The sequence below is a fragment of the Shewanella decolorationis S12 genome (assembly GCF_000485795.1).
GTDB lineage: Bacteria > Pseudomonadota > Gammaproteobacteria > Enterobacterales > Shewanellaceae > Shewanella > Shewanella decolorationis.
In genome coordinates this window covers 339,511-360,841 of sequence record NZ_AXZL01000076.1, presented here as the reverse complement: position 1 = coordinate 360,841, position 21,331 = coordinate 339,511, and the positions used below count along the sequence as shown (strand labels likewise).

Sequence of the window (21,331 nt, the reverse complement as noted above, 5' to 3'; positions counted from 1 at the left end):
TCTGTTTATGTAGAATAACGACACTGCACGGACATTGCCTTGCATAAAAGCCAGCTAAACTGCTGCAAAAATAACCCTGAAACGTCAACACGCCCTAGTGTATGTAGACGTTTTTTGTCTAGTTTAGATAAGCCTGACTGCTATAGGCATTGACAGCCATAACGGGAAGCAATGCCTCGTTATTTGGCCCGGTTAAGGGCAAGCGGCTTTATGAGGGGAAAGAGCAAGGGATTGTTAGTCATACCCGTTAGCCCACATTTAACGGGTGCTTTGCTGAGTAATCATTAGCAAGGCAAAATAATCTACATTATTGGCTGTGTCTTCGTTATCGTTCTGTTCTAGCCCGCTTGAGTACCGCACATAACCCAAATTATGGGGGTACTTGTTTATGTGCTTAAGATCTAGGCTATTTCTGTCGTGCCTTTCAATTGATTAAATCTGTTGTGCTTTCAATAAGAGATTTTATTCATTCGTGCGAGCTTGTATTGGCATAATGAACTTGATTGTTGGTTAAGGCATTGTAATAAAATGGATTTATGGCTTGATAGTGCTTTTTTTAAACTCTCTTGACTGACTTTGGCGAGATAGCTTTGCCTATATGAATAAATACAACTTTGCAGGGGCTGTTCGGTGAGCCCGGTTGCAGCGGCTAACTTGTTGGGACAGTTGTAGTGACTTAGTGTCAGCTTAAATCGACAAAACAATAGTGCGGCAGTACACCTTGAATGCTGGGCATAGAGCGAGTTTGATTTCGATTTTGGGGTTAAATCGTTTAGAATCCACGGCGAATTTTTATTGCATTATGCTGCGCAGGATAGTGATTCCATCCATGCGGATGTATTTAGCTAGATATAAGGTAAGTATTAATGACTGAAGCCTATCAAAATCGCTTTGGTGGCATTGGCCGCCTATACGGGCAAAAGGCGCTCGCTAAATTTGCCGCCTCCCATGTGGTGGTGATTGGCATCGGTGGCGTTGGTACTTGGGCTGCTGAGGCGTTGGCGCGCAGTGGTATTGGCCAAATTACCCTGATTGATTTGGATGATATCTGTGTAACCAACACGAACCGTCAAATTCATGCTCTGACAGCGACGATCGGCGAATCTAAAGTGGCAGTGATGGCGCAGCGGATCCGCGCAATTAATCCCGATTGCCAAGTGAATGAAGTGGAAGATTTTATTACTGTCGATAACCTCGGTGAGTATTTGCTCGGAGCAAAGGCTGGGGGCAATATTGATTATGTGGTTGATTGTATTGATGCAGTTAAGCAAAAAGCTGCGTTAATTGCTTGGTGTAAACGCCAAAAAATTAAAATAGTGACGGTTGGTGGTGCGGGCGGTCAAACCGATCCTACGCAAATTCAGCTCACCGATCTGGCAAAAACCTATCAAGATCCTTTGCTGGCCAAAGTGCGTAATATTTTGCGCCGCGAATATAACTTCTCAAAAAATGTGCAGCGTCGTTTTGCAGTAGATGCAGTGTTTTCCAGCGAACAATTAGTTTACCCTCAGGCCGATGGTTCCGTGTGTAGCAGCAAGGCTGGCGCAGATGGCTCGATGCGTATGGATTGTGCGTCTGGCTTTGGGGCTGTGACTATGGTGACGGGCACTTTTGGATTTGTGGCCGCAAGTCGTGTGCTCGCAAGACTGGCGCAACTGGCAAACGAATAAATAAACTAAAACGCGTGTGAGATCTTACGTTTATTTCAACCATTTTATAGCAACTCAAGTGGTCATTTCTTGCTGTGTGCTTAACTTGGGGCCACTGCATTGTGCTAGTGGGATGCGAATATCAAATTGTGCTCCCCCAAGCTGGGAGTCTGCTTTGTAGCTCATCGTTCCCTTTAGCAAAGTGGCCGCATTAAAAGCGGCGGATAACCCTAATCCAGTGCCACCTTTACTTCTGTTGGTGGTGAAAAATGGCTCAAACATATGTTCAGCAACTTCAGGTGGTATAGTAATGCCATTGTTTTGAATGCTTATATTCACAAAATCTTGTTCAATAGATGCCTTAATTTGTACCTGATTGTTGTCTCTATCTTGGAATGCATGGGTAAAGGCGTTTGATAAAATATTGCTGACAATTTGGTTCAGTAGACTGACATTAGTTTGGATATTTAATGTTGGATCGACAAGTAATTCAGTTTGTGCGTGAACCTTAGGATGCATAATCAAACTAGACTCTAAAATCTCCTTTAACTGGCTTTGTAAATTGATACATTGATGCTCTTCATGGCTGCGATCAATGGCGATCGTCTTGAATTTTTGGATAAGACTGCTTGCTTTGGTGATATTTCGTACGATTAACTCACAGCTTTGTTGATACTCATCCAAAATCGCATTAATTTCATCCAGCGTAGCCTGCTCACTGTGAATAAGTTCGATGAGTTCTTCTATATGACTCAACTGAGCGCTAGCTGCCGTCAAGCAAATACCTATCGGAGTGTTAATTTCATGGGCGACACCCGAGACTAAGCCACCCAAAGCTGCCATCTTTTCCTGCTCGACTAATACCTGCTGTGCCCGTTTCAACGCTGCTAAGGATTGTTCTAATTCCTGTGTTCTTTCTTTAACTTGCCTTGCAAGCTCTTCTTTATAACTGCGTTCAAGTTTGAGTAAGCGTTCTCTATCTTCTAACGCTGTTTGCAATTCTGCTTTGGAGTTTTTTAATGCCTCGAATGAGCTACGAAGCTGGCCCTGCATACTGTTAATAGCATCGGCCACTTGTTTAAACTCATCGATTTTCTCTTTACGTTCAAATTGGAGAGGTTCAAAGTCAGTATCTAAGTTGATACGTTTGCAGTAATTACTGAGTTTATCCAGATGCTTAGTGATGTTGTACCAAACTAGAAACAGAATAAATCCAGCGACTAAGAATGTTTTTATGCCATTGGAAAGCAAAATGAGGATCGCTTTATCAAAAAGACGTTGGTAAATCGCATCCATATCTACTTGAACCTCAAGGGTTCCGACATTGATGTTATCGGTTGGCGACTTATAAATCAGAGGGAAAATCTTTTTTAGGGTGTGGGTTTGCTTTTCGTTACCAGAGTTCCAAGACTGCCCGCTATCATCTTTTATAGAAATGTAATTGATATCAGGTAGTTGAATTAAACCATTCAACTGAGTATTAATAAGTCTTTCATCGATCACCCAAATACTTGCCGCTAACACATCTAGATTGGCTTTTTCGATATTAGAGAAAACGCGATCAATCCGGCTGACATCTCCTCGGTAATCACTAATAAGTTGATAAGCGGAAGTCATTAACGTGATTAAGGAGCTGAATAGCACAATAGACAAGGTGAGATGCCGACCTATCGGGCTTTTAATAAATTGGCTAAAGAATGTCAGCATCTTAAATAAACTTTATCTGATAGCGAGTTGGATGCTTATAAGCATAGACTCAAGCACAAGAAATTGTGCATTTTATCCCTCTGAAATATCCCTCTACACACTAACAATGTAGTGGCATTAAACTTGCTTGATGTTGGCAACAGTTCAATTTTTTGTCGCAGGGATAACATTATGATTAAACTCAAACTGGATTCTGTGAAGTTGTTTAGTCCTAAAAAGATGATGTTTAGGGTTATGTTATGGTTAATGGTGAGTTGTGCCGTTTTATTGGCGATTCCATCAAATATCCTTAGCCTATTAGCGTTAGATAAGTTTGTCCCTGAGCATGCTCATTTTGTTGGCTTAGGGCTAATCATTTCAATTGCTTATTTTTTAACTCAATTATTGAACTTGGGTTTGGATGAGTCGATTCGTCATCTTAGCGATAAGCGAATGATAGAAACCATTGAGGCTAAGGTTAACTTGCTTGACCGAGCCGAGCGCGCATTATTGCGGGAGTTTTTTTTACAGGGCGCCACTATTCTGACATTGCCGCAAAATGAACCCGCAGTTAAAAGCTTACTCAATGCCTGCATCCTCGAATGTTTAGGTAATGAACGTCATTATGCGATCCAAGGCCCAACAGCAGACTATAAGATTTCCATGAAAGCACGCATGTATTTAAATCGTGGCGTATTACGTTTGCCAGCGGGTGAACCGAGTCAAGAAGAGATGCAACACTTAATCAAAGCACGTCCGCAGTTTCTAAATGGTTTAGTGCAAAATCGTAAACATGCCGCTTAATGCAGGTTGTGTGCTAAAGCAGAAATCACAGGCACAAAAAATGGGGGTTATTATAACCCCCATAACAACGTGCAATTTCTACAATGAACAGAATAACAATTTGGAAGCAAAAACTACTATTGTTGCGCGGACTTCACGATGAACATCCAGGTGATATAAGAAATTATCCCTATAGTGCTAAAGATAACGATCATTGAAAGTAAACCTATTGGGTTACCGAACATTAAATCTAACCAAAATGCCATGATTGAAATCCTCTTTCCTGTGAAGTCCCCTCTACACTAGCGCCCTTAGCATTAACAAATACTGATCCTGATCAATAAAAAATCGACACCTACAAACAATATTGTAACTACAGGTTAACCGTGTGATCTGCTTCAAATTTGGCGAATGGCAAAATTTTGCCAAACTCAATCTTTCGGACTTTGTTTCTTACCTCATTAGGGACTAGTCTTAAGAGTGTTAAAGAAAAAACTCATTAAATGACACTAAGTTCTGACAGTTATCTAAATTTGTCTAACCTTTGACTGATGTTTTACCGCATTTTTGAAGGAGCCAAAAATGGCTAGCACCACTGTTAAGAGGGGCACTATGGGATATGGTATTATTTTCGCTCCCATGGTTTTACTTTTATATCCCCTCTATTGTTTGCTTAGTAGCGCGCATTGGGTTGCAACCTTATGTTTAATCGCACTTGCCCTTATTTTATTTTTTAACATTAACAAACTTATCCGTAATTTAAGGCACCTCGAGCGTGCCGCTCATCACTTAGGTGACGGTGATTTGAGCTATCAGCTTGATGAGAAAGATGCGGGCGTGTTCCACACTGTCGTACACAGCATCAATCGCATGGGCGAAGATGTAAGTCGTACTATTTTATCTCTAGTTGATACCAGCGAATGGATGAAGAAGGTCGCCACCGACATAAAGACGATTAGTGAGCAGGCAAAACAAGGCGTGTTAGAGCAAGAGCGCCAAACCGAGCTTGCGGCAACGGCAATGACCCAGATGGTTTCAACCGTACAAGAAGTTTCACATAATGCTGCTAACACCGCACAAGCTGCTGATATTGCTCAGACTTCAGCTAAACATGGTGATGAAGTAATGGGTACTATAGTCAATAAAATCAGCGATATGACGTCGCAAATTCACCAAACAAAAGCAGTGATTGAACACCTTGCCGCCGATACGAATAGCATTAGCAGCATTATTGAGACTATCTCGCAAGTGGCCGAACAAACCAATTTACTGGCACTCAATGCGGCGATTGAGAGTGCCAGAGCGGGTGAGCATGGTCGAGGATTTGCGGTTGTGGCTGATGAAGTGCGAAATTTAGCAAAACGCACCTCTGAGGCGACTGCTGAAATTCAACAGCAAATAACGACATTGCAAAAAGGCGCCCAACAGAGTGTCGAAGTCATGTTAAAAAATGTCACCATCGCCGATGAGACTGCCTTAATGGTTGAGCAAGCACATAAATCTCTAGGTGAAATCGTGACTCATGTCGAGAGCATTACGGATATGTCTCACCAAATTGCTGCCGCCTCGGAAGAGCAGCATGCCGTGGCGGAGGAAATCAACAAAAATATCAGTGTGATGGCCGAACTTGCGTTGAAGAATGCTCATCATACAAATCAAACTAACTTGTCTAGTCTCAAAGTTTATAATATGTCACAGGAGATCGGTTCACTGTTACATCGTTTCCACGTAGACAAACAGCTATTTACCTCTAATCAAGCCCAAAGCCAGCTATTTGTAAAATGGGGACCTGAACTTGATATCGGTATGCCTGAAATTAACCGCCAACATCAACGTTTAGTTTCTTTAGTCAACGAATTGCACCGAACCCTAAGTGAGGCCTATGGACTCGAGGCGATTAAGCGTATCGTTCAAGGACTGGTGGATTACACTGCCAACCATTTTTCCTATGAAGAAGAACTGTTTGCACGCTTTGGTTATCCTCAAACAGCTGGACATAAAGAAAAGCATGCTCAACTTGTTGGTCAGGTGCTGGATTTCCAGAAGCGGGTAGCGAGAGGTGAAGATGTTGCCGATGAACTTATGGCATTTTTAAAATCCTGGTTAGTTAACCATATACAAAAAAGTGACAGGGAATACGCGCAATTTTTACTTTCCCACGGAGCTGAGTAGAATCAGGCGTGATAAATGTATTCTTATCGAGCTATGTAGGGCTGTAACCCTATATAAGACTGATTTTTGAGCGGTTAAAACTAATTTGCCACCCAGCCTTTCAAAAGGGCTTGCCATTGTCAAAGGCAAAGGTATAATTCCCAGCACTTAGAGCCAGCTACTTGTTTTTGTTAGCTCTAAATCTTGATGCCAGAGTGGTGAAATCGGTAGACACAGCGGATTCAAAATCCGCCGCCCTTAAAAGCGTGACGGTTCGAGTCCGTCCTCTGGTACCATCCCTATTAAAGGGACTAAAACCGACCTAGAGTCGGTTTTTTTGTACCTAAAATTCAGTATTCAATAAAACGCTGCCTAGTGAATTGCTAGAGAAAGGCCTCACACTGGTGACAAACGTGCGTAAGAATGTGAAAGCAAAAGTGACGTAGTTGTGGGATAGAGCGATGCTGTCGAGACGTTTTATCATAGAAACTATCAACGACCAGTTAAAAAATATCTCACAGATAGAAGACTCCAGACACTGCAGCGTACATGGCTTTATGCTCATTATGATTAAGTAACTTATCGCCTATCAATTGAAAGACAATAAGCCACAACTGAACATTACTAACGCGGAGTTTAATGCTATTGCAGTTATGGTCCGTTAAACCGATCTCAGTTTTATTAATACCAAACATTTCAATTTTTGTTAGATTCATATCACGGTTTAGCCACGACTCGATCATGTGTGATTGGGGAATAGAGCCCAATGCACTAAACTTTCATTAATAATAACCGCTGGTGAACTTACCTCTTTATAGTCCATAACAACTTCTGGATTTGACTTCAAAATCAAGTAAATACTGACCTTGTGCTCCTTTGTCGCTGAGTGTAGTCTAGAAATAGTGCACCCATAGCTGCGTTAGTTGATAAAGTGTACTACTCATCTAAAAAGTACGGGAGGAACTATGAAGGGTCATGGTAAATGCTTGTGTGGTTCAGTCGTTTTAGAGGTTGAGTATTCCAGTAACGAGATAGCGGCATGCCACTGTAATATGTGTCGCAATTGGGCTGGTGGTCCAATGCTATCAATCGACTGCGCTGATTCTGTAAAAATATCTGATGAAAAAAGTGTCACAAGGTATTCATCATCAGATTGGGCGGAAAGGGGTTTTTGTACAAAATGTGGGACACATTTGTTTTACTACCTTAAGCCTGCTAATCAGTACCATCTTCCTATTGGTTTGCTAAAAACTGATAACGATTTTAAGTTTACCCACCAAATATTCATTGATGAAAAGCCTGAATATTATGCATTCAGTAACCAAACACACAATATGACTGGTGCCGAAGTATTTGCGCATTTTCAAGATGAAGGCTAAACAGATAATCGGGTAGTAGGGGGCTCCCAATATCCCACATCGCCACACATGTTGTTCCGTTCAAGGGATATTTAGAACCGCTACTGTTTATTATTGTTAGGATGGTTAACTGCGTCCATTCTTTAATATTGCTGTAGTCAACTTCCGGCTATGCTTGGGGTCAGCTTTAAAAAGTAGGTTGGTATGCTGGCCTTCGCAAAAGTTAGATTAGTGTTGAGGATGCTCACTGTTCTCATGGCTGTTACCCTTGTGCGGCGAGCATTTTTCTGTGTGGACCGAATCATTCGCAATTATAAGCTTGTGGGCATCAGTAAAAATAACGGTAAGTTTTGAGATTTTTACTGATGCCCAGGGAATGTTCAGGTTTTTAAATCAGCTCTCGTTGATATTGCCTGGTTTGCCTTATGCGAGGATGCCATTGCCTGTTAGCTCTTTTTGCTCATGAAAACAGTTGCTTCATTGCGGTTAGAAGATTACTAAAAAATTGGAGTCCTAGTGGATGGCAAATCAGATTTGTTTAGCAAAAGCTGAAGAAACTATCGTATCGGACGAAAATGGGATTCGATACATACGCAGGTATCCATTCTGGATTCGCCTTTTCCTGCTTCCTTGGTTCCTGTTATGTGTTCCGTTCATTCACCTTTATTTGGAACACGTGCGATTAGTCGACTGGGCGAGTCCTCCGGTCTTTGGAACGATGTTCGCGACTTTGGGCTTTTTGGTCGTTCCGCTTAGTTTTTCTGGTATGGTATTATGGTTCGCGTTATTTGGTGATGCTGTCGATTTGGCGCTAAATGCGAGAACCAGCGAGGTAATTCTCCTTCGGAGGTCTCCGTTTCGCAACAGGTTGACCTGCTACCCTCTTTCCAATTTGCAGATATACAAAATCGAACTAGAAGCTAACACTGCTTACGATTCAGCAATTGTTACGATGAGAATGCCGGATGGTGTAAAAGTAAAGATTAGGTCCTTCTATCGAGACGAAGAAGCGCTTTCTTTGGTTCAACATGTCGAAAAACTTATTACAAATGCCTCTAAGGTGTCATTCTGTCAACCGCAACATTGATGAATTACACGTCGACACCAAGTTAGGACCGTAGGTTGGTTGGGTCCTTGCATCGAATTCAGACTACCTTTTCAACTCAGTGGGACTCAGCAATATCCATCTGCGTCATAGTTACGCCTTTAATTTGAGCATAAATGTCTTTTCCTGGAGTCAGTTGTAACTCGTCACAAGCCCATGGGGTGATGTTGGCCCACAATTCGTCTTTACCTAGGGCAATTTTAAGTTGAATTTGCTCGCCATTATCGCTGGGGTAGAGCTCTTTTATTTTTCCTTGTAGTAAGTTACGGATACTCGAGCCTTTAGGTTCCTCAGTGCAAACCGAAACATGGTTCGCTTGAATGCGCACCTTTAACTGTTTATGGGTGGGCGGCAGTTGGCCGCTGACCCAGAGCTGATTGCCATCATCCATCAACAGTCTAGTCATTGGATAATCGGGATGTCTGTCGGCGATTCTGGCGCTCAGCAGTGAACTTAATTCCTGCAATGGCACCCAGGGGCGCATTTGTTCACTATTCCATACCTGTGTTAGTGGTCCTTGGGCGATCATTTTTCCTTGATGCAACACCAGCATATGGTCGGCGAGTTGCAGGATTTCATCCAAGCTGTGGCTGACATAGACGATCGGCAGCTTCAATTCCTGCGCTAGGGTTTGTAGATAAGGCAGCAATTCGCGTTTTCGAGGTAAATCGAGGGAGGCTAAGGGCTCATCCATCAATAACATCTGCGGCGAGGTGAGCAGGGCTCGGCCAATAGCGACCCGTTGTTTTTCACCGCCAGAGAGCGTGTTGGGATAGCGGCTTAAGAGTTTTTCTATGCCCAGTAGCGAGACCACTTTGTTGAATAATTCAGGTGCTTTATGGCGCATTCCATAGGTGAGATTGCCCTTCACACTGTAATGGGGGAATAACCTCGCTTCTTGAAAGACATAGCCAATCTGGCGTTTTTCAGGGGGCAGATTAACGGTTTTATGTTTAAACAATAGTGTGTCGCCAAGGCTAATCTCGCCTTTATCCGGTGTGGTTAATCCGCCAAGTAAATTCACTAAGGAGGTTTTGCCCGCTCCCGAACGGCCGAATACGGCGGTGACGCCCTGTAACGGCAATTGAGTGTTCACCTTAAGTTGCAGTTGGCCGAGCTGTTTTTCAATATTGATGTTTAACATACACTTGCCGTTCTTTTGAGGGCCTTTTTAGTGAGCCATTGGGAGGCGAGTAAGGAGGCCAGCGCTATCACTATCGAGATGATACATAGGCGCATCGCCTGATATTCCGCCCCCGGTGTTTCGATAAAGGAATACATGGCCAGCGGAATGGTGCGAGTTTCGCCGGGAATATTGGAGACGAAGGTGATGGTCGAGCCAAATTCCCCAAGGCTGCGGGCAAAGGCGATGATCATTCCCGACACTATTCCGGGCGAGGTGAGCGGCAATGTGATGGTCAAAAATACTCGCCAGCGACTACTTCCCAAGGTGCGCGCCGCCTGTTCGAGGCGAATATCGACGGTTTCGAAGGATTGACGTATGGCTCTGACCATCAAAGGAAAGGAGACCACTGCAGCGGCGAGTGCCGCGCCGCGCCAGCTAAAGCTAAAACTTATGCCAAACCAGTTATAGAGCCATTGCCCGATTACGCCCTGGCGCCCCATGCTGATGAGCAGTAGGTAACCCACCACCACCGGCGGTAACACCAGTGGGAGATGCAGGAGACTGTCGAAGATAGCCTTACCGGGAAACTCAACGCGTGCCAGCAACCAAGCGCATAAAATGCCTAAGGGTAAGCTGGCCAGCACGGCAACCGCTGAGACTTTGAGGCTCAGCAGTAGCGCGGCGGTTTCGTATTCGCTGAGGAGTGGCCCGTCAAACAGCGAGCCACTGAATAACACATCACTCAGCACTAGTTCACTCCAAAACCATATTTTTCAAATACTGCTGTTGCACTTGAGCTTTGAAGGTATTGATTAAAGTCCTTAGCGCTGGCGGTGGATTCCTGTTTCGTTAAGGCGCTGGGATATTCAATCGGGCTATAGCTAGTGGCAGGGAAGGTTGCCACAATTTTAATCTTTTGCGCTACTTTGGCATCGGTTGAATAGACGATACCGAGTGGGGCTTCGCCCTGTTCTACCAATGCTAAAGCGGCGCGGACATTGTTTGCTCTCGCTAGCAGTGGCTCGGCGGTTTTCCAAAGATTCAGGTTTTCAAGTGCTTGCTTGGCGTATTGTCCGGCTGGGACATGGTCAGGGTCTCCTACCGCTAAACGGCTGCCATTGACCGCGGCCTTAATATCCCAATCACTGTTTAGGGTGACTTGGTCTACAGGGCTATTTTTTTCGGCAATCAACACTAAGGTATTTTTTAACAGGGTAATACGGCTATCGGCATTCACCGCCTTGGCATCGACAAGGTAATCCATCCATTTTTGGTTTGCGGAGATAAACAGATCGGCAGGCGCACCATTAGCGATTTGTTTGGCGAGTGTTGAGGAGGAGGCATAGGAGAAAATCACTTTCGTTTGATGTTCTTTCTCATACAGCTGGCCAATCTCATTCAGCGCATTCGTGAGGGATGCGGCAGCAAAAACAGTCACTTGCTCTTTGTCTGCGGCAAAGGTGACACTGCAACTGAGGGCTAAGCCAACGACTGAGGCTGTGGTAAAGCGTAAAAAGTGTTTGAGCGAGCTCATGGTGTTCCTCCGTGATAAAAAGTGATCGTTATATACCAATCTATATATCGATCATTCAAGCCCCGATGTGTAAATTAGTGATCTCTGCTCGATTTATCTGCCAAAACAGCAATACCTTGGTGGATATTTCCGACTGTGCGTATTGGTATCTCAAGATTGATCAGGGAGAATAACATTCACTTAAGTTTAGGCGCGCAGGAACATGGACTTACACGCACTACTGACACTGTCATTGGGGGACAAACCCTTCGCCAATCCTCGGCGGATAGCTTTGCTGCGCCAAGTGGCTAATACTGGGTCTATCAGCCAGGGCGCTAAGTTGGCGGGGATCAGCTATAAGGCCGCATGGGATGCGATAAACGAGATGAACACCACTATGCCCGAGCCTGTCGTCAGCAGCGAAAAGGGCGGTAAGGGCGGTGGCGGCGCCAAACTGACCGAGTTTGGTGAGCGTTTACTTAAGGTGTATTCCATTACCTCGCAGGTGCAGGAAATGGCGCTGTCGGCGCTGCTGGATGATTCAGTCGATATGCACAGTTTGTTAGATGTGATGGCGCATTTCTCCCTTAAAACTAGCGCCCGCAACCAGTTAACCGCTCGTATCCATAGCATTGAACCGCTCGGCTTGAATGACAGCCTGAAAGTGACGTTGGCGGGAGGGCAGCAGATCCAAATCTCAGTGACCCATGCGAGTTTTGAGCGTCTGCAGTTAGCGCTTAATCAATCGATTTTATTGTTGTTTAAGGCGCCCGCAGTGACGGCTAGTCGTGAGGCCTGCCAGAGCGCGGGGCAAAATTGCGTTAGTGGGCACTTACTGAGTGTGAGTGAACTGGCCGATAAGGCTGAGTTAGCGATAGAAATTGGCGGTAAAGATATTATCTATTCGGTGATGCCATTGGCCGATATTCAAACGCTCAAAGTAGGCGAGCCCTGTTTTGCCTGTTTTGATGCCACACAAGTGATTGTTGCCAGTATGAATTAAGGCATTAAGCTAAGATGCTAGGCATCCCTTGGTAGGCCTTTTTGAATGACCCGAACTAGTCGCTCAGTTTTACGGTTATTGGCTGGTGAGCTTCTTGAGTGTTGCTGCGCTAGGGCCCAATCGATATGTTCTTTCACCATATCATCGACATCCGCTTGGGCTTTACGTTGCTCGAGGGCGGTGATGATTTGCGGCGAACTTGGCGCATTGCCTAGGGCAACGGCGATATTGCGTAGCCAGCGCTGATGACCAATACGGCGAATGGCGCTGCCTTCGGTCTGTTTGAGAAACTCGGTTTCGCTCCAGGCAAACAAGGTAAGCAGTTCAGGTTGTTTGAGTTTAGGCCGAATGTGGAAGTCACTCTCCTGAGTCAGCGGCGCCTCGCGATTGACTGGGCATACCAACTGACAATCATCACAACCGTAAATGCGATTTCCCATCAAAGGGCGAAACTCCTCTGGAATAGCGCCCTGCAATTCGATGGTTAGATAAGAAATACAGCGCCGTGCATCCACGGTATAAGGCTCGACGATAGCGCCTGTTGGGCAGGAGGTGATGCAGGCCACGCAGGTGTTGCAGTCTTCCTGGATAGGAATGTCTACGGGTAAAGGGAGGTTGATCAGCAATTCCCCGAGGAAGAACCAACTGCCCGCATCGTAATTAAGGATAAGTGAGTGCTTACCCGTCCAGCCTATGCCAGCTTTTTCGGCGAGTGGACGTTCCAGCACAGGGGCAGAATCGACAAAGGGTCTAAAGTCGGCAGCATCGAACCCGAGAGAGACAAGCTCGCTACTGATTTGATCCCCCAGTTTTTTTAAGCGGGCACGGATGAGTTTGTGGTAATCCCTACCACCCGCGTAACGCGAGATATAGCCCATATTCGGCGAGGCTAAGTTAGTGGCAAAACCTGCTTCTGGCGGTAGATAATCCATCCGTGCTGAAATCACTCGAACTGTGCCTGGGTGCAACTCGTGGGGGCGAGCGCGCATCATGCCATGGGTCTCCATGTAGCCCATTTCCCCGTGATAGCCTTTATCCAGCCAAGCCTGTAATTTGACTTCTTCCGCAGTTAAGTCGGTGTCGCAAATCCCTATTTGGGCAAAACCGAGCGCCTTTCCCCAAGTCTTGATTTGCATGGCAAGACGACTAAGTGTTGCGGCGTCGGGAATATTGGCGGGAGAGGTTACTGTGGTCGACATGGAAACGGCATTGGGCTTAATAGGATGGCTCTATGATAGCAGTTTTAAGTCGCAGCGGACGAGTTTAGTGTTTAGGGGATTTAAGCCAAACCGAAATTGTTGCTTTCTTCTGTGTGTAAATTAGATCTATGATTAAGATTAACTTTCCCCTTCGGCCTTGCCCATGTTGCCTACCTTTAGTAAACACTGCTATCGCCTATTGTTTTGTGTGGGCCTATTGGTTTATGTCGGCGGGAGTTTTGCTGTAACTGAACCTGTTCGTTTAGTCACAGAAGCTTGGCCACCCATGAGCTTCGAGCAAGATGGCGTACCAACAGGCTTTGGTGTGGAGCTGGTTAATCAGTTACAGGCACGAATTGGTCAGCAAGAGAAAATTGAAATTTTACCTTGGGCGCGGGCTTACGCGATTGCTAACTCGGCGCCAAATATATTGTTGTTTGCCACCTCCATTAGCGATGAGCGGGAAGCCCATTTCGATTTTATTGGTCCTATTGCGACCAGCAAAATCACCCTCTACGCCAAGGCTGAGGATCCCATCAGTATTAAACAGTTGGCAGATGTCAGTGCGGCGGGAATTGTCGGTGTTTATCGTGAGTCTGTAGGCGCACAGTTATTACAGCAGCAAGGTGTAACCTCTTTATTAGTAGCGAGTTTTCCACAGCAATCGGCTAAACAGCTATTATTTTCACGGGTGCGCTTTTGGTGTCAGGCTGATTTGGCCGTAAAACATATACTCGAGGAGGTTGGGGCGAGACTTGAAGATGTTCGACCCGTTTATGTCGTGTCTGAGGTTAATCTCTACCTTGCTTTCTCTAAGGGGACGTCTACGGATATGGTTCAACGCTGGCAAGCTGAGCTAGAAAAGCTTAAAGAGTCGGGGGATTTTACTCGACTCTATCAAAAATGGTTTGGCGCATTACCGCCACCTCTTCAACATCAAATCTTTTGGCATAAAGATAATTAAGCTATCGCCTCAGCAGCTTTAACGCAGTTTCTTCCGGCATTCTTGGCTTCGTATAAGGCATTGTCCGCGCGTTTCAATAGGCGGGCAAAGCTATCATCTTGTTTGCCTAATTCAGGATGTAAAGTCGCTACTCCAGCACTTACGGTTAGCTTTAACTCTACGGGTAAATTAATAGCGCCATAACGAGTGATTAAGGTTTGTAATTCATGGGCGAGTTGCCAAACTCGGTTTGCATCAGTATTGGGCAGTAAAATTAAAAATTCTTCCCCGCCGATACGACCAATCAAATTGCGATCCGCCGTTAAAGCTTGGCAGGCTTCGGCTATGGTTAACAGAGCTTGGTCACCAATTTCATGGCCAAAATTATCGTTAATCTTTTTAAAATGATCCGCATCGAAAATAATCACTGATAACGGGGCTTGTTGCTTTAGCGCCTGTTGAAAGTACAGTTCCGCTTGGGCATAGATATGTCTGCGATTGGGCAATTGGGTCAGATAATCTGTTAGGGCGATGGTTTGTAGGTGACGATTGCGGTGCACTTGTTTATAGGCAAACAGCGATACTATCGCCAAGATACAGCCTGTGAGCAGTAGGATGATAAGTTGTAGAGATTTGTTTTTTTCAAGTAGTGCTAGTTCTTGTTCCTTCAATTTTTGACTATCAATCAATCGCTTATTTTCTGATTCGATCCAACTAGTATCAAACTTTACCTTTAATTCCGTCGTCTGATGCGCTGAAGTGTTATCATCCACTTTTTTGGTAATGACAACAAATTGTTGAAGCGTATTATAGGCTTGCGGTAAATCGCCAAGGGAGGCATAAATATCGCTTTTTAGTTGTAAAAGCTGGATCAGACCTCGGTCATTGTGCATCACTCTAAACGCATTTTCTGATGCCGAGAGTTCATCCAGTGCTTCTTGATAACGCCCCTGCTGAAAACGAATTTTCCCCAAAAATAGCTTTAAAAAACTATAAGCGGCTGGTTCATTTTCAGTAATCTCCTGCGCGGCTTCCTTTAAATAGGTTTCGGCTTCATTTAGGCGATTTAACTGAATAAGGCTATAGGCAATATTGGTTGCGTTGATTGCGGCAATAAGGTTGAGATTATGTTCTTTAAAGTACTGATAGCTAGAGCGAAAGTTTTCAATTGCTTGCTCATGCTCACCCATTTCGTCTAATGCAATCCCGATGTCGGAAGTGACATTGGCAACTTGCTCTTTATTTCCATTTTTTACATATAATTCTTTGAGTTTACTATAGTATTTTATAGCGCTCTCAGGGTCGCCATAACGCCTAAAGCTCGTGGCTATATCGCTGAGATTGACATTTGCCCATCCGGTAAGATTTAAAGACTCATAAAGTCCTTGAGCTGTCACTAGGTCATCTAATGCTTCAGAAAAGTCACCTATATAAGAGTGCAGAGCACCCCGCAGGCTGCGAGCATCGGCAATAAGTTTGATGTCCTCATTCTCGTACGCACTTTTAACGCTCTTGGTATAGCCTTGCATGGCTCCACTGATATCACCAGTTAATTGTAGAAACCAAGAATGGCAAAGAGTGATATCTGTGATGTAATGAGCTGATGCTGTTGCAGTTATATTGGCGAGTGCTTGTTCTGCAGAATGTAAAGCCTTAGCAATTTCTTCTTCGGTGTCGGACGGCTGGTTCCAGCACTTGAGCTGATTAAGTTTCTCTATACGCAGAGAATCATCGCTTGATATTAATTTTTCTAATAACGCTAGATTTTGTTCGATAGTTTCACGCGGTATTGCCTCGCCACTATCAAATAATGCGAATATTTGATCAACTTGAGTTTTCTCTTCTGCTGCAAGCGTTAGTGGCACAATAAGCAACAAAATGAGTATGGCTAAATATCGTAGGCAATGTTGCAAGTGAGGTATTTCCTGTTCGCACTGAAACAGATAGCTAATCATTATCTTAGCATAAGTTTTTCACCTATAGTTTACATTGTCTATTGGCAATTTTTGCATTCATTCCGCTATCAAGGTATAAACGTCGCCTTGGATCTCACCCAATAAGGAAACCCTTTGAAAAAATTACTCTGTGCCGCACTGTTGCTGTTCACGGGAGCGAGTTGGGCAAACTCGGATGATATCGAAACCTCGGGCGATGTAGTGCATCTACTCCTGCCGGCGACGGCTTTGGGTGCGACCCTATTCTATGAAGAGGGGAATGAGGGCTCGTGGCAATTACTTAAAGCTGCAGTCTCGAGCAGGGTCATAGTCGAAGGGCTCAAACTGGGTGTCAGTAAGGACAGACCCGATGGCAGTGGTGATGATTCTTTTCCGTCAGGACACACTTCGGACAGCTTTATGGCGGCGACCTTTATTCAGCAGCGTTATGGCTGGCAATATGGTCTGCCAGCATACCTTGCTGCGACTTATGTGGGCTATACCCGAGTTGAGAGCGATAAGCACTATTTAGAAGATGTCCTCGCAGGCGCTGCCATTGGCGCACTGGCGGGTTGGTATTTTACTGAGCCCTATAAAGGGATCACAGTGACACCTTTAGCCTACAATGGGGTTTATGGTTTATATATTAGCGGCCAATTTTAAGCCGCTTAAGTTAAGAGAGAAATTATGGCTGAAGTATCAGTTGAGTATCGTGAAACCGCCGAGCGGATTTCCCACAATGTTGCCAATAAAGTGTTGCCTATGGCGAAAATGCCAGAGAGCCTATTAGAGGCTTATAAAGGTCTATGCGCCGAGTTGTTACTCGATCGCGAAGGCAAATTTGCCGCGGCTTGGGAGGCATTGCCTGCCAGCGCCCGTAACTTGATGCCACAGGCTGAGTTCCACGGTTTCTATATTGCCAATGCGTGGCTGCAACTTAGCCGTGTCGCCCAGGAGATTTCTGAGCAGGCCGATACCGATGAAGCTATCAACGAGAAGGAATACAACGGTATTTTCGGTCGCTTAGCCGATGAGTCTCTGAAAGAGTGTGTGCGGAAATTAAAGAAAGCGCGTACCGACCGTTCAATGCTCAACAGCTTTAAACAGGTAATGGCGCCTTAAGCTGTGAGTTTGACTCAATAAAAAGCCCGTCGATTGACGGGCTTTTTATTGGAATAATGTCTGAAATTAGAACGAAGTACGCTTATAACGGCGGTACTCTGGCTTCCAGAAATTATCTTCGATTGATTGCATCAGCAGTTCATCACTCGCTGGTAAGGATAAGCCTTGCTCAATCGCCACTTTACCGACGGCGAACGCAATATGCTTACTCACTGAGTGAATATCTTCCAGTTTTGGCAGGAGCGGCCCTGAGCCATTAATGGCTAACGGTGAGCATTCCGCGAGCGCACGGCTCGATGCCATTAACATCGCATCGGAGACATGGCGAGCACCCGAGGCGAGTACACCTAAACCAATACCTGGGAAGATAAAGCTGTTGTTACATTGCGCAATTTCATAGGTCTCGCCATCGACAACCACAGGTTCGAACGGGCTACCCGTTGCAACTAAAGCTTGGCCAGACGTCCAGTGCAGAATGTCTTTTGGCGTCGCTTCAACACGACTGGTAGGGTTCGAAAGTGGGAAGATAATTGGGCGTTCGCAGTGGCTATGCATTGCACGCACAATTTCTTCAGTAAATAGACCCGGTGCGCCCGATACGCCAATCAGAACCGTTGGCTTAGCGTTATTGACTACATCGAGCAGTGAAATATTATCGCTGAAGTTATTCCAGTTGCTGATATCGGCACATTTTTGAGCCAATTTTTGTTGGAATGGCAACAGGTTAGGCATGTTGTCGAGCAGCAGGCCCCAACGGTCAACCATGCAGACTTGGCTGCGGGCTTGCTCATCGCTGATCCCTTCAGACACCATTTGCGCAACGATAGCTTCGGCAATACCGCAGCCAGCGCTACCAGCACCTAAAAAGGCAACTCGTTGTTTGTTCAGCTCAGTGCCCGCGGCTTTACAGGCGGCGAGTAACGAGCCTACAGTCACAGCGGCGGTGCCTTGAATGTCATCGTTAAAGCAGCAGTAGCGATCTTTATAACGCTCAAGGATTGGCATCGCATTCTTTTGGGCAAAATCTTCGAATTGGATCAGTGTATCTGGCCAACGTACATGCACGGCTTGCATAAAGGCTTCGATAAACTCGGCATACTCTTCGCCGCCAATACGTGGATGGCGCCAACCCATGTACATAGGATCTTCCAGCAATTGTGGATTATCGGTACCTACGTCTAAGGTAATGGGTAGTGTATATGCGGGGCTGATCCCACCACAGCTAGTGTACAGTGACAATTTACCAATCGGGATCCCCATGCCGCCAATACCTTGGTCGCCTAAGCCTAAGATGCGCTCACCGTCGGTCACAACGATGATTTTTACTTTTTGGCGAGTCGAGTTATTGAGGATGTCGTCGATTCTGTCCTTATTCGGGTAGGAGATGAACAGACCACGGTTACGGCGATAGTTTTTCGAGAAGCGCTCACAGGCCAAACCTACCGTCGGGGTGTAGATAATTGGCATCATTTCGCTGATGTGGTTTTGCACTAAACGATAAAACAGGGTTTCGTTGGTGTCTTGAATGTTGCGCAGATAGATGTGCTTATCGAGATCGTTATTGAAACTTCTGAACTGATCGTAGGCGCGCGAAGCCTGTTCTTCAATTGTTTCAATGGCGTAAGGTACTAGGCCTTCGAGGTTAAAGAAAATACGCTCTTCTTCCGAAAATGCACTGCCCTTGTTAATTAAGGGAGCTTCAAGAATGGCAGGTCCTGCAAACGGAAGATAGAGGGGGCGTTTATTATCGTCCATGGGTAACCTTTGAGTTATTGTTTAAGTGGTTCGGTACGTGCTTGAGACGTGCTATAGGTCACGTAAGGTTATCACGAAATGTGATCTTTGTTGCCTGTGTCGTGCGCTATTTGTGGCTTTTTTTGCAGCACAGGCAATTCTTACTGTTTAAAACAGGCTTCTGTTAAATTGTTGTAAATGCTTTTGCCGAGTAAATGGCTGTTTAACGGCGTTATTGAAACAAAAACGCAGCCTAGGCTGCGTAATAGAATCACTGTATTTCGAGCACTAAATTGATGGATTGATATCCCACAGCGCCTTGGGCTAGCTGGCAGCTATCATCTAGCATAGGTTTAAGCGTTAATCTGGCTTTATTTACCATGACTTGGTTTTGTTCTTCATCTAAGCATGCACTCTTCACCCATTGTGTAAAATTATTCACTACTGGCTTAGTTACTTGGGGTGAATTAGAGGTGGCTGCTTCTGCAGTTTTCCTTATTGTTAATTCAGCAATTTTATTGCCCTCTTTGTTCATAGTGAGCACTGACCCCTTAGTGAGATAATGGGATATAGCGTTTATTTGAGTGTGAAAACTGTGTGCGGTTTTCTGCTTAACTTGTTCAATAACCCATACGCCATGTTGCCCAGAAACTGTGAATTTTTGTGATTTAGTATCAACCAGTAAAGCTGTGTTTTCATCAATTCCAAACGCCATCTCAGTACCAGTATTTGCGGCCAAGATCAGCAAGCGTAGCTGGCGATCCCGTTCAGTAAAGTGGGTATCGAGAATGCCAAAGGGGAAAAATCCTAGGCCCCCTTCAGGTCGGTAAGTCACTGCTGTAGCTGGAATTGCACCATCACAATTATTGAGTTCACAACGTTCACTTGGCGCCTTTGCGGCATACGTGCCAAAGGTGAGTGCCCCCTCGCTGGTGCCACCAGTAATCATATTATGTTGGGTCATGACTGCTGTGCCTGCACTGGTGCCGCCGATAACGATTTGTTGCTGAGCAAAGCGCTTTTTAACCAGTGTTAAGGCGTCACTGGGTTGACCCTCAGGCGTTAGCCAGGCTTTTAGGGTTAGACTTTGATCGCCTCCGTTGAGGAACAATCCATCCATTTGTTCAAGAAACTTGTAAAGTGTGTTTGGATTATCGCAGTAATCATGTTGACGTTGAGTCTTTGCAGGATAGAGCCTTTGTTTATCAATGTTTCCTTGGAGTTGCTGACGGAACAATGGCAGCATTTTACATTCACCAGTGGCAATTCCCTTTTGCAGAGCAGCGTCAATGGGGAGCCAAATCACCTCTGCGCCCGCTTGCTCAAACACACTTAGATAAAAGTGAGCACTCTCAAAGGGATCTCTGGCCGATGCCGTAACGATAGCAATTAATGGCCGCTGTGCAGTCGGTTGTCGTTGTTGACGCTTTTTTAAGGCTTGTTGAACAAACACTCGATAAAGTTCAATAGTCTGTGAACTACGACTGGCATCAAGTATGACTTGCTCTTGTTTACTTGAACCATCCGCTTGCTGCTGTCCTTCGAGTAAATCGAGTAGGGCAAAATACGTTTTATCATCCAATGAGTTGAGTAACGCTGGATCGAATTTTCCAATCTTCTGTTTTAATTCGTTTAAGGGAATTAGCGCGGGGTATTTTTCTGCGGCTAAGCTGGCATTACGTAGATTGGTCTGTTGTGCTTGAGTGAGCATCTCAAGGCTTGGGTGAGCCAAAGCCCGCTCTAGCCATAATGGACTGAAATCATAGCGAATATCACGTTTGGCGGTTGGCGAAAATGCGGTGTTGATTTTGCAATTTTCAGGTGACATTGAGCTACAGGTTTTTATTCCTCCACCAACAAGCATCAGGTCAAATGCAGGCTGTGGTGGCACTTGTTTTGGCGGCTGTAAAATGGGTAACGCACTGAGCGTGGATGAAAAAAATAAGTAAACAATATAGCAAAAAGCGATCAACTTATTGAATGTAAAAAATAAGTATTTTGATGATGGATGGTTCATGGTGGCAC

General features: G+C 45.0%; 18 protein-coding genes, 1 tRNA gene and 1 pseudogene. 11 read left to right on the top strand and 9 right to left on the bottom strand.

Going from position 1 to position 21,331, the window contains the following annotated elements; genetic code table 11:
- Positions 1–866 precede the first annotated feature (866 nt).
- A complete protein-coding gene (tcdA, locus tag SHD_RS18575) occupies positions 867–1,670 on the top strand; it encodes a tRNA cyclic N6-threonylcarbamoyladenosine(37) synthase TcdA (RefSeq protein ID WP_023268541.1) in 804 nt (267 codons plus the stop codon).
- Positions 1,671–1,724: 54 nt separating this feature from the next.
- Here tcdA and SHD_RS18570 read toward each other — a convergent pair whose 3' ends face one another.
- The gene (locus tag SHD_RS18570) at positions 1,725–3,356 is read right to left on the bottom strand and encodes an ATP-binding protein (protein WP_039978679.1); all 1,632 of its coding nucleotides are present in this window, start codon (positions 3,354–3,356) and stop codon (positions 1,725–1,727) included.
- A 171-nt stretch (positions 3,357–3,527) separates the two neighbouring features.
- On the opposite strand from SHD_RS18570, the gene SHD_RS18565 reads away from it, so the two are divergent.
- Entirely contained in the window at positions 3,528–4,139 is a 612-nt protein-coding gene (locus SHD_RS18565) for a superinfection exclusion B family protein (protein ID WP_023268539.1), read from the top strand.
- A 116-nt stretch (positions 4,140–4,255) separates the two neighbouring features.
- On the opposite strand, the gene SHD_RS18560 is transcribed toward SHD_RS18565, so the two are convergent.
- A complete protein-coding gene (locus SHD_RS18560) occupies positions 4,256–4,384 on the bottom strand; it encodes a DUF3149 domain-containing protein (RefSeq protein ID WP_039978678.1) in 129 nt (42 codons plus the stop codon).
- Positions 4,385–4,700: 316 nt separating this feature from the next.
- Between SHD_RS18560 and SHD_RS18555 the strand changes: the two genes are divergently transcribed.
- The 5 genes and pseudogenes from SHD_RS18555 to SHD_RS18535 all read left to right on the top strand — a co-directional run bounded on the left by SHD_RS18555 (position 4,701) and on the right by SHD_RS18535 (position 8,714).
- Complete coding sequence (locus SHD_RS18555) at positions 4,701–6,290, top strand: bacteriohemerythrin (RefSeq protein ID WP_039978676.1); 1,590 nt, start codon at positions 4,701–4,703, stop codon at positions 6,288–6,290.
- A gap of 188 nt (positions 6,291–6,478) precedes the next feature.
- Positions 6,479–6,565: transfer RNA gene (locus tag SHD_RS18550), tRNA-Leu, on the top strand.
- A 63-nt stretch (positions 6,566–6,628) separates the two neighbouring features.
- A pseudogene (locus SHD_RS21710) lies at positions 6,629–6,934 on the top strand (transposase); the annotation flags it as partial.
- Positions 6,935–7,234: 300 nt separating this feature from the next.
- Complete coding sequence (locus tag SHD_RS18540) at positions 7,235–7,648, top strand: GFA family protein (protein ID WP_039978673.1); 414 nt, start codon at positions 7,235–7,237, stop codon at positions 7,646–7,648.
- Positions 7,649–8,147: 499 nt separating this feature from the next.
- On the top strand, positions 8,148–8,714 hold the full coding sequence (locus SHD_RS18535; RefSeq protein WP_023268535.1) for a hypothetical protein: 567 nt from the start codon (positions 8,148–8,150) through the stop codon (positions 8,712–8,714).
- A gap of 76 nt (positions 8,715–8,790) precedes the next feature.
- Here the strand turns inward: SHD_RS18535 and modC are convergent, their stop codons facing one another.
- The 3 genes from modC to modA are packed head-to-tail and all read right to left on the bottom strand — an operon-like array spanning position 8,791 to position 11,392.
- Positions 8,791–9,876 carry a molybdenum ABC transporter ATP-binding protein ModC gene (gene modC, locus SHD_RS18530; RefSeq protein ID WP_023268534.1) on the bottom strand — a complete coding sequence of 362 codons (1,086 nt, stop codon included), beginning with the start codon at positions 9,874–9,876 and terminating at the stop codon, positions 8,791–8,793.
- Positions 9,870–10,607 (bottom strand): molybdate ABC transporter permease subunit, encoded by a 738-nt coding sequence (gene modB, locus SHD_RS18525; RefSeq protein ID WP_023268533.1) that lies wholly within the window; start codon positions 10,605–10,607, stop codon positions 9,870–9,872. Before modB ends, modC begins: the two co-directional genes overlap by 7 nt.
- The gene (modA, locus tag SHD_RS18520) at positions 10,607–11,392 is read right to left on the bottom strand and encodes a molybdate ABC transporter substrate-binding protein (protein ID WP_023268532.1); all 786 of its coding nucleotides are present in this window, start codon (positions 11,390–11,392) and stop codon (positions 10,607–10,609) included. The genes modB and modA overlap by 1 nt, the downstream gene beginning before the upstream one ends.
- Positions 11,393–11,594: 202 nt before the next feature.
- Here modA and SHD_RS18515 point away from each other — a divergent pair, with 202 nt between their 5' ends.
- On the top strand, positions 11,595–12,374 hold the full coding sequence (locus SHD_RS18515; RefSeq protein ID WP_023268531.1) for a TOBE domain-containing protein: 780 nt from the start codon (positions 11,595–11,597) through the stop codon (positions 12,372–12,374).
- A gap of 17 nt (positions 12,375–12,391) precedes the next feature.
- On the opposite strand, the gene queG is transcribed toward SHD_RS18515, so the two are convergent.
- Positions 12,392–13,573 (bottom strand): tRNA epoxyqueuosine(34) reductase QueG, encoded by a 1,182-nt coding sequence (gene queG / locus SHD_RS18510; RefSeq protein ID WP_023268530.1) that lies wholly within the window; start codon positions 13,571–13,573, stop codon positions 12,392–12,394.
- Between the two features lie 163 nt (positions 13,574–13,736).
- On the opposite strand from queG, the gene SHD_RS18505 reads away from it, so the two are divergent.
- Positions 13,737–14,537, top strand: coding sequence for a substrate-binding periplasmic protein (locus tag SHD_RS18505; protein WP_039978670.1), 801 nt, complete (start codon positions 13,737–13,739; stop codon positions 14,535–14,537).
- Here the strand turns inward: SHD_RS18505 and SHD_RS18500 are convergent.
- A complete protein-coding gene (locus SHD_RS18500) occupies positions 14,534–16,471 on the bottom strand; it encodes a GGDEF domain-containing protein (RefSeq protein ID WP_023268528.1) in 1,938 nt (645 codons plus the stop codon). The genes SHD_RS18505 and SHD_RS18500 overlap by 4 nt on opposite strands.
- Before the next feature lie 114 nt (positions 16,472–16,585).
- Here SHD_RS18500 and SHD_RS18495 point away from each other — a divergent pair, with 114 nt between their 5' ends.
- On the top strand, positions 16,586–17,113 hold the full coding sequence (locus SHD_RS18495) for a phosphatase PAP2 family protein (RefSeq protein ID WP_023268527.1): 528 nt from the start codon (positions 16,586–16,588) through the stop codon (positions 17,111–17,113).
- Between the two features lie 24 nt (positions 17,114–17,137).
- Positions 17,138–17,572 carry a DUF3069 domain-containing protein gene (locus SHD_RS18490; protein ID WP_023268526.1) on the top strand — a complete coding sequence of 145 codons (435 nt, stop codon included), beginning with the start codon at positions 17,138–17,140 and terminating at the stop codon, positions 17,570–17,572.
- Positions 17,573–17,638: 66 nt separating this feature from the next.
- Here the strand turns inward: SHD_RS18490 and SHD_RS18485 are convergent, their stop codons facing one another.
- Both SHD_RS18485 and SHD_RS18480 read right to left on the bottom strand, forming a co-directional pair.
- Positions 17,639–19,327 carry an NAD-dependent malic enzyme gene (locus SHD_RS18485; protein WP_023268525.1) on the bottom strand — a complete coding sequence of 563 codons (1,689 nt, stop codon included), beginning with the start codon at positions 19,325–19,327 and terminating at the stop codon, positions 17,639–17,641.
- Positions 19,328–19,577: 250 nt separating this feature from the next.
- Complete coding sequence (locus SHD_RS18480; RefSeq protein WP_161629220.1) at positions 19,578–21,134, bottom strand: cyanophycinase; 1,557 nt, start codon at positions 21,132–21,134, stop codon at positions 19,578–19,580.
- Positions 21,135–21,331: the final 197 nt, after the last annotated feature.

Bases quoted from the DNA above. Each gene is read 5' to 3' on its own strand.
- SHD_RS18560 (WP_039978678.1), bottom strand. From the start codon at position 4,384: ATGGCATTTTGGTTAGATTTAATGTTCGGTAACCCAATAGGTTTACTT.
- modC (WP_023268534.1), bottom strand. From the start codon at position 9,876: ATGTTAAACATCAATATTGAAAAACAGCTCGGCCAACTGCAACTTAAG.
- SHD_RS18485 (WP_023268525.1), bottom strand. From the start codon at position 19,327: ATGGACGATAATAAACGCCCCCTCTATCTTCCGTTTGCAGGACCTGCC.
- SHD_RS18555 (WP_039978676.1), top strand. From the start codon at position 4,701: ATGGCTAGCACCACTGTTAAGAGGGGCACTATGGGATATGGTATTATT.
- SHD_RS18535 (WP_023268535.1), top strand. From the start codon at position 8,148: ATGGCAAATCAGATTTGTTTAGCAAAAGCTGAAGAAACTATCGTATCG.
- modA (WP_023268532.1), bottom strand. From the start codon at position 11,392: ATGAGCTCGCTCAAACACTTTTTACGCTTTACCACAGCCTCAGTCGTT.
- SHD_RS18490 (WP_023268526.1), top strand. From the start codon at position 17,138: ATGGCTGAAGTATCAGTTGAGTATCGTGAAACCGCCGAGCGGATTTCC.
- SHD_RS18480 (WP_161629220.1), bottom strand. From the start codon at position 21,134: ATGTCACCTGAAAATTGCAAAATCAACACCGCATTTTCGCCAACCGCC.
- SHD_RS18565 (WP_023268539.1), top strand. From the start codon at position 3,528: ATGATTAAACTCAAACTGGATTCTGTGAAGTTGTTTAGTCCTAAAAAG.
- SHD_RS18570 (WP_039978679.1), bottom strand. From the start codon at position 3,356: ATGCTGACATTCTTTAGCCAATTTATTAAAAGCCCGATAGGTCGGCAT.
- SHD_RS18515 (WP_023268531.1), top strand. From the start codon at position 11,595: ATGGACTTACACGCACTACTGACACTGTCATTGGGGGACAAACCCTTC.
- SHD_RS18505 (WP_039978670.1), top strand. From the start codon at position 13,737: ATGTTGCCTACCTTTAGTAAACACTGCTATCGCCTATTGTTTTGTGTG.
- SHD_RS18540 (WP_039978673.1), top strand. From the start codon at position 7,235: ATGAAGGGTCATGGTAAATGCTTGTGTGGTTCAGTCGTTTTAGAGGTT.
- tcdA (WP_023268541.1), top strand. From the start codon at position 867: ATGACTGAAGCCTATCAAAATCGCTTTGGTGGCATTGGCCGCCTATAC.
- queG (WP_023268530.1), bottom strand. From the start codon at position 13,573: ATGTCGACCACAGTAACCTCTCCCGCCAATATTCCCGACGCCGCAACA.
- SHD_RS18500 (WP_023268528.1), bottom strand. From the start codon at position 16,471: ATGATTAGCTATCTGTTTCAGTGCGAACAGGAAATACCTCACTTGCAA.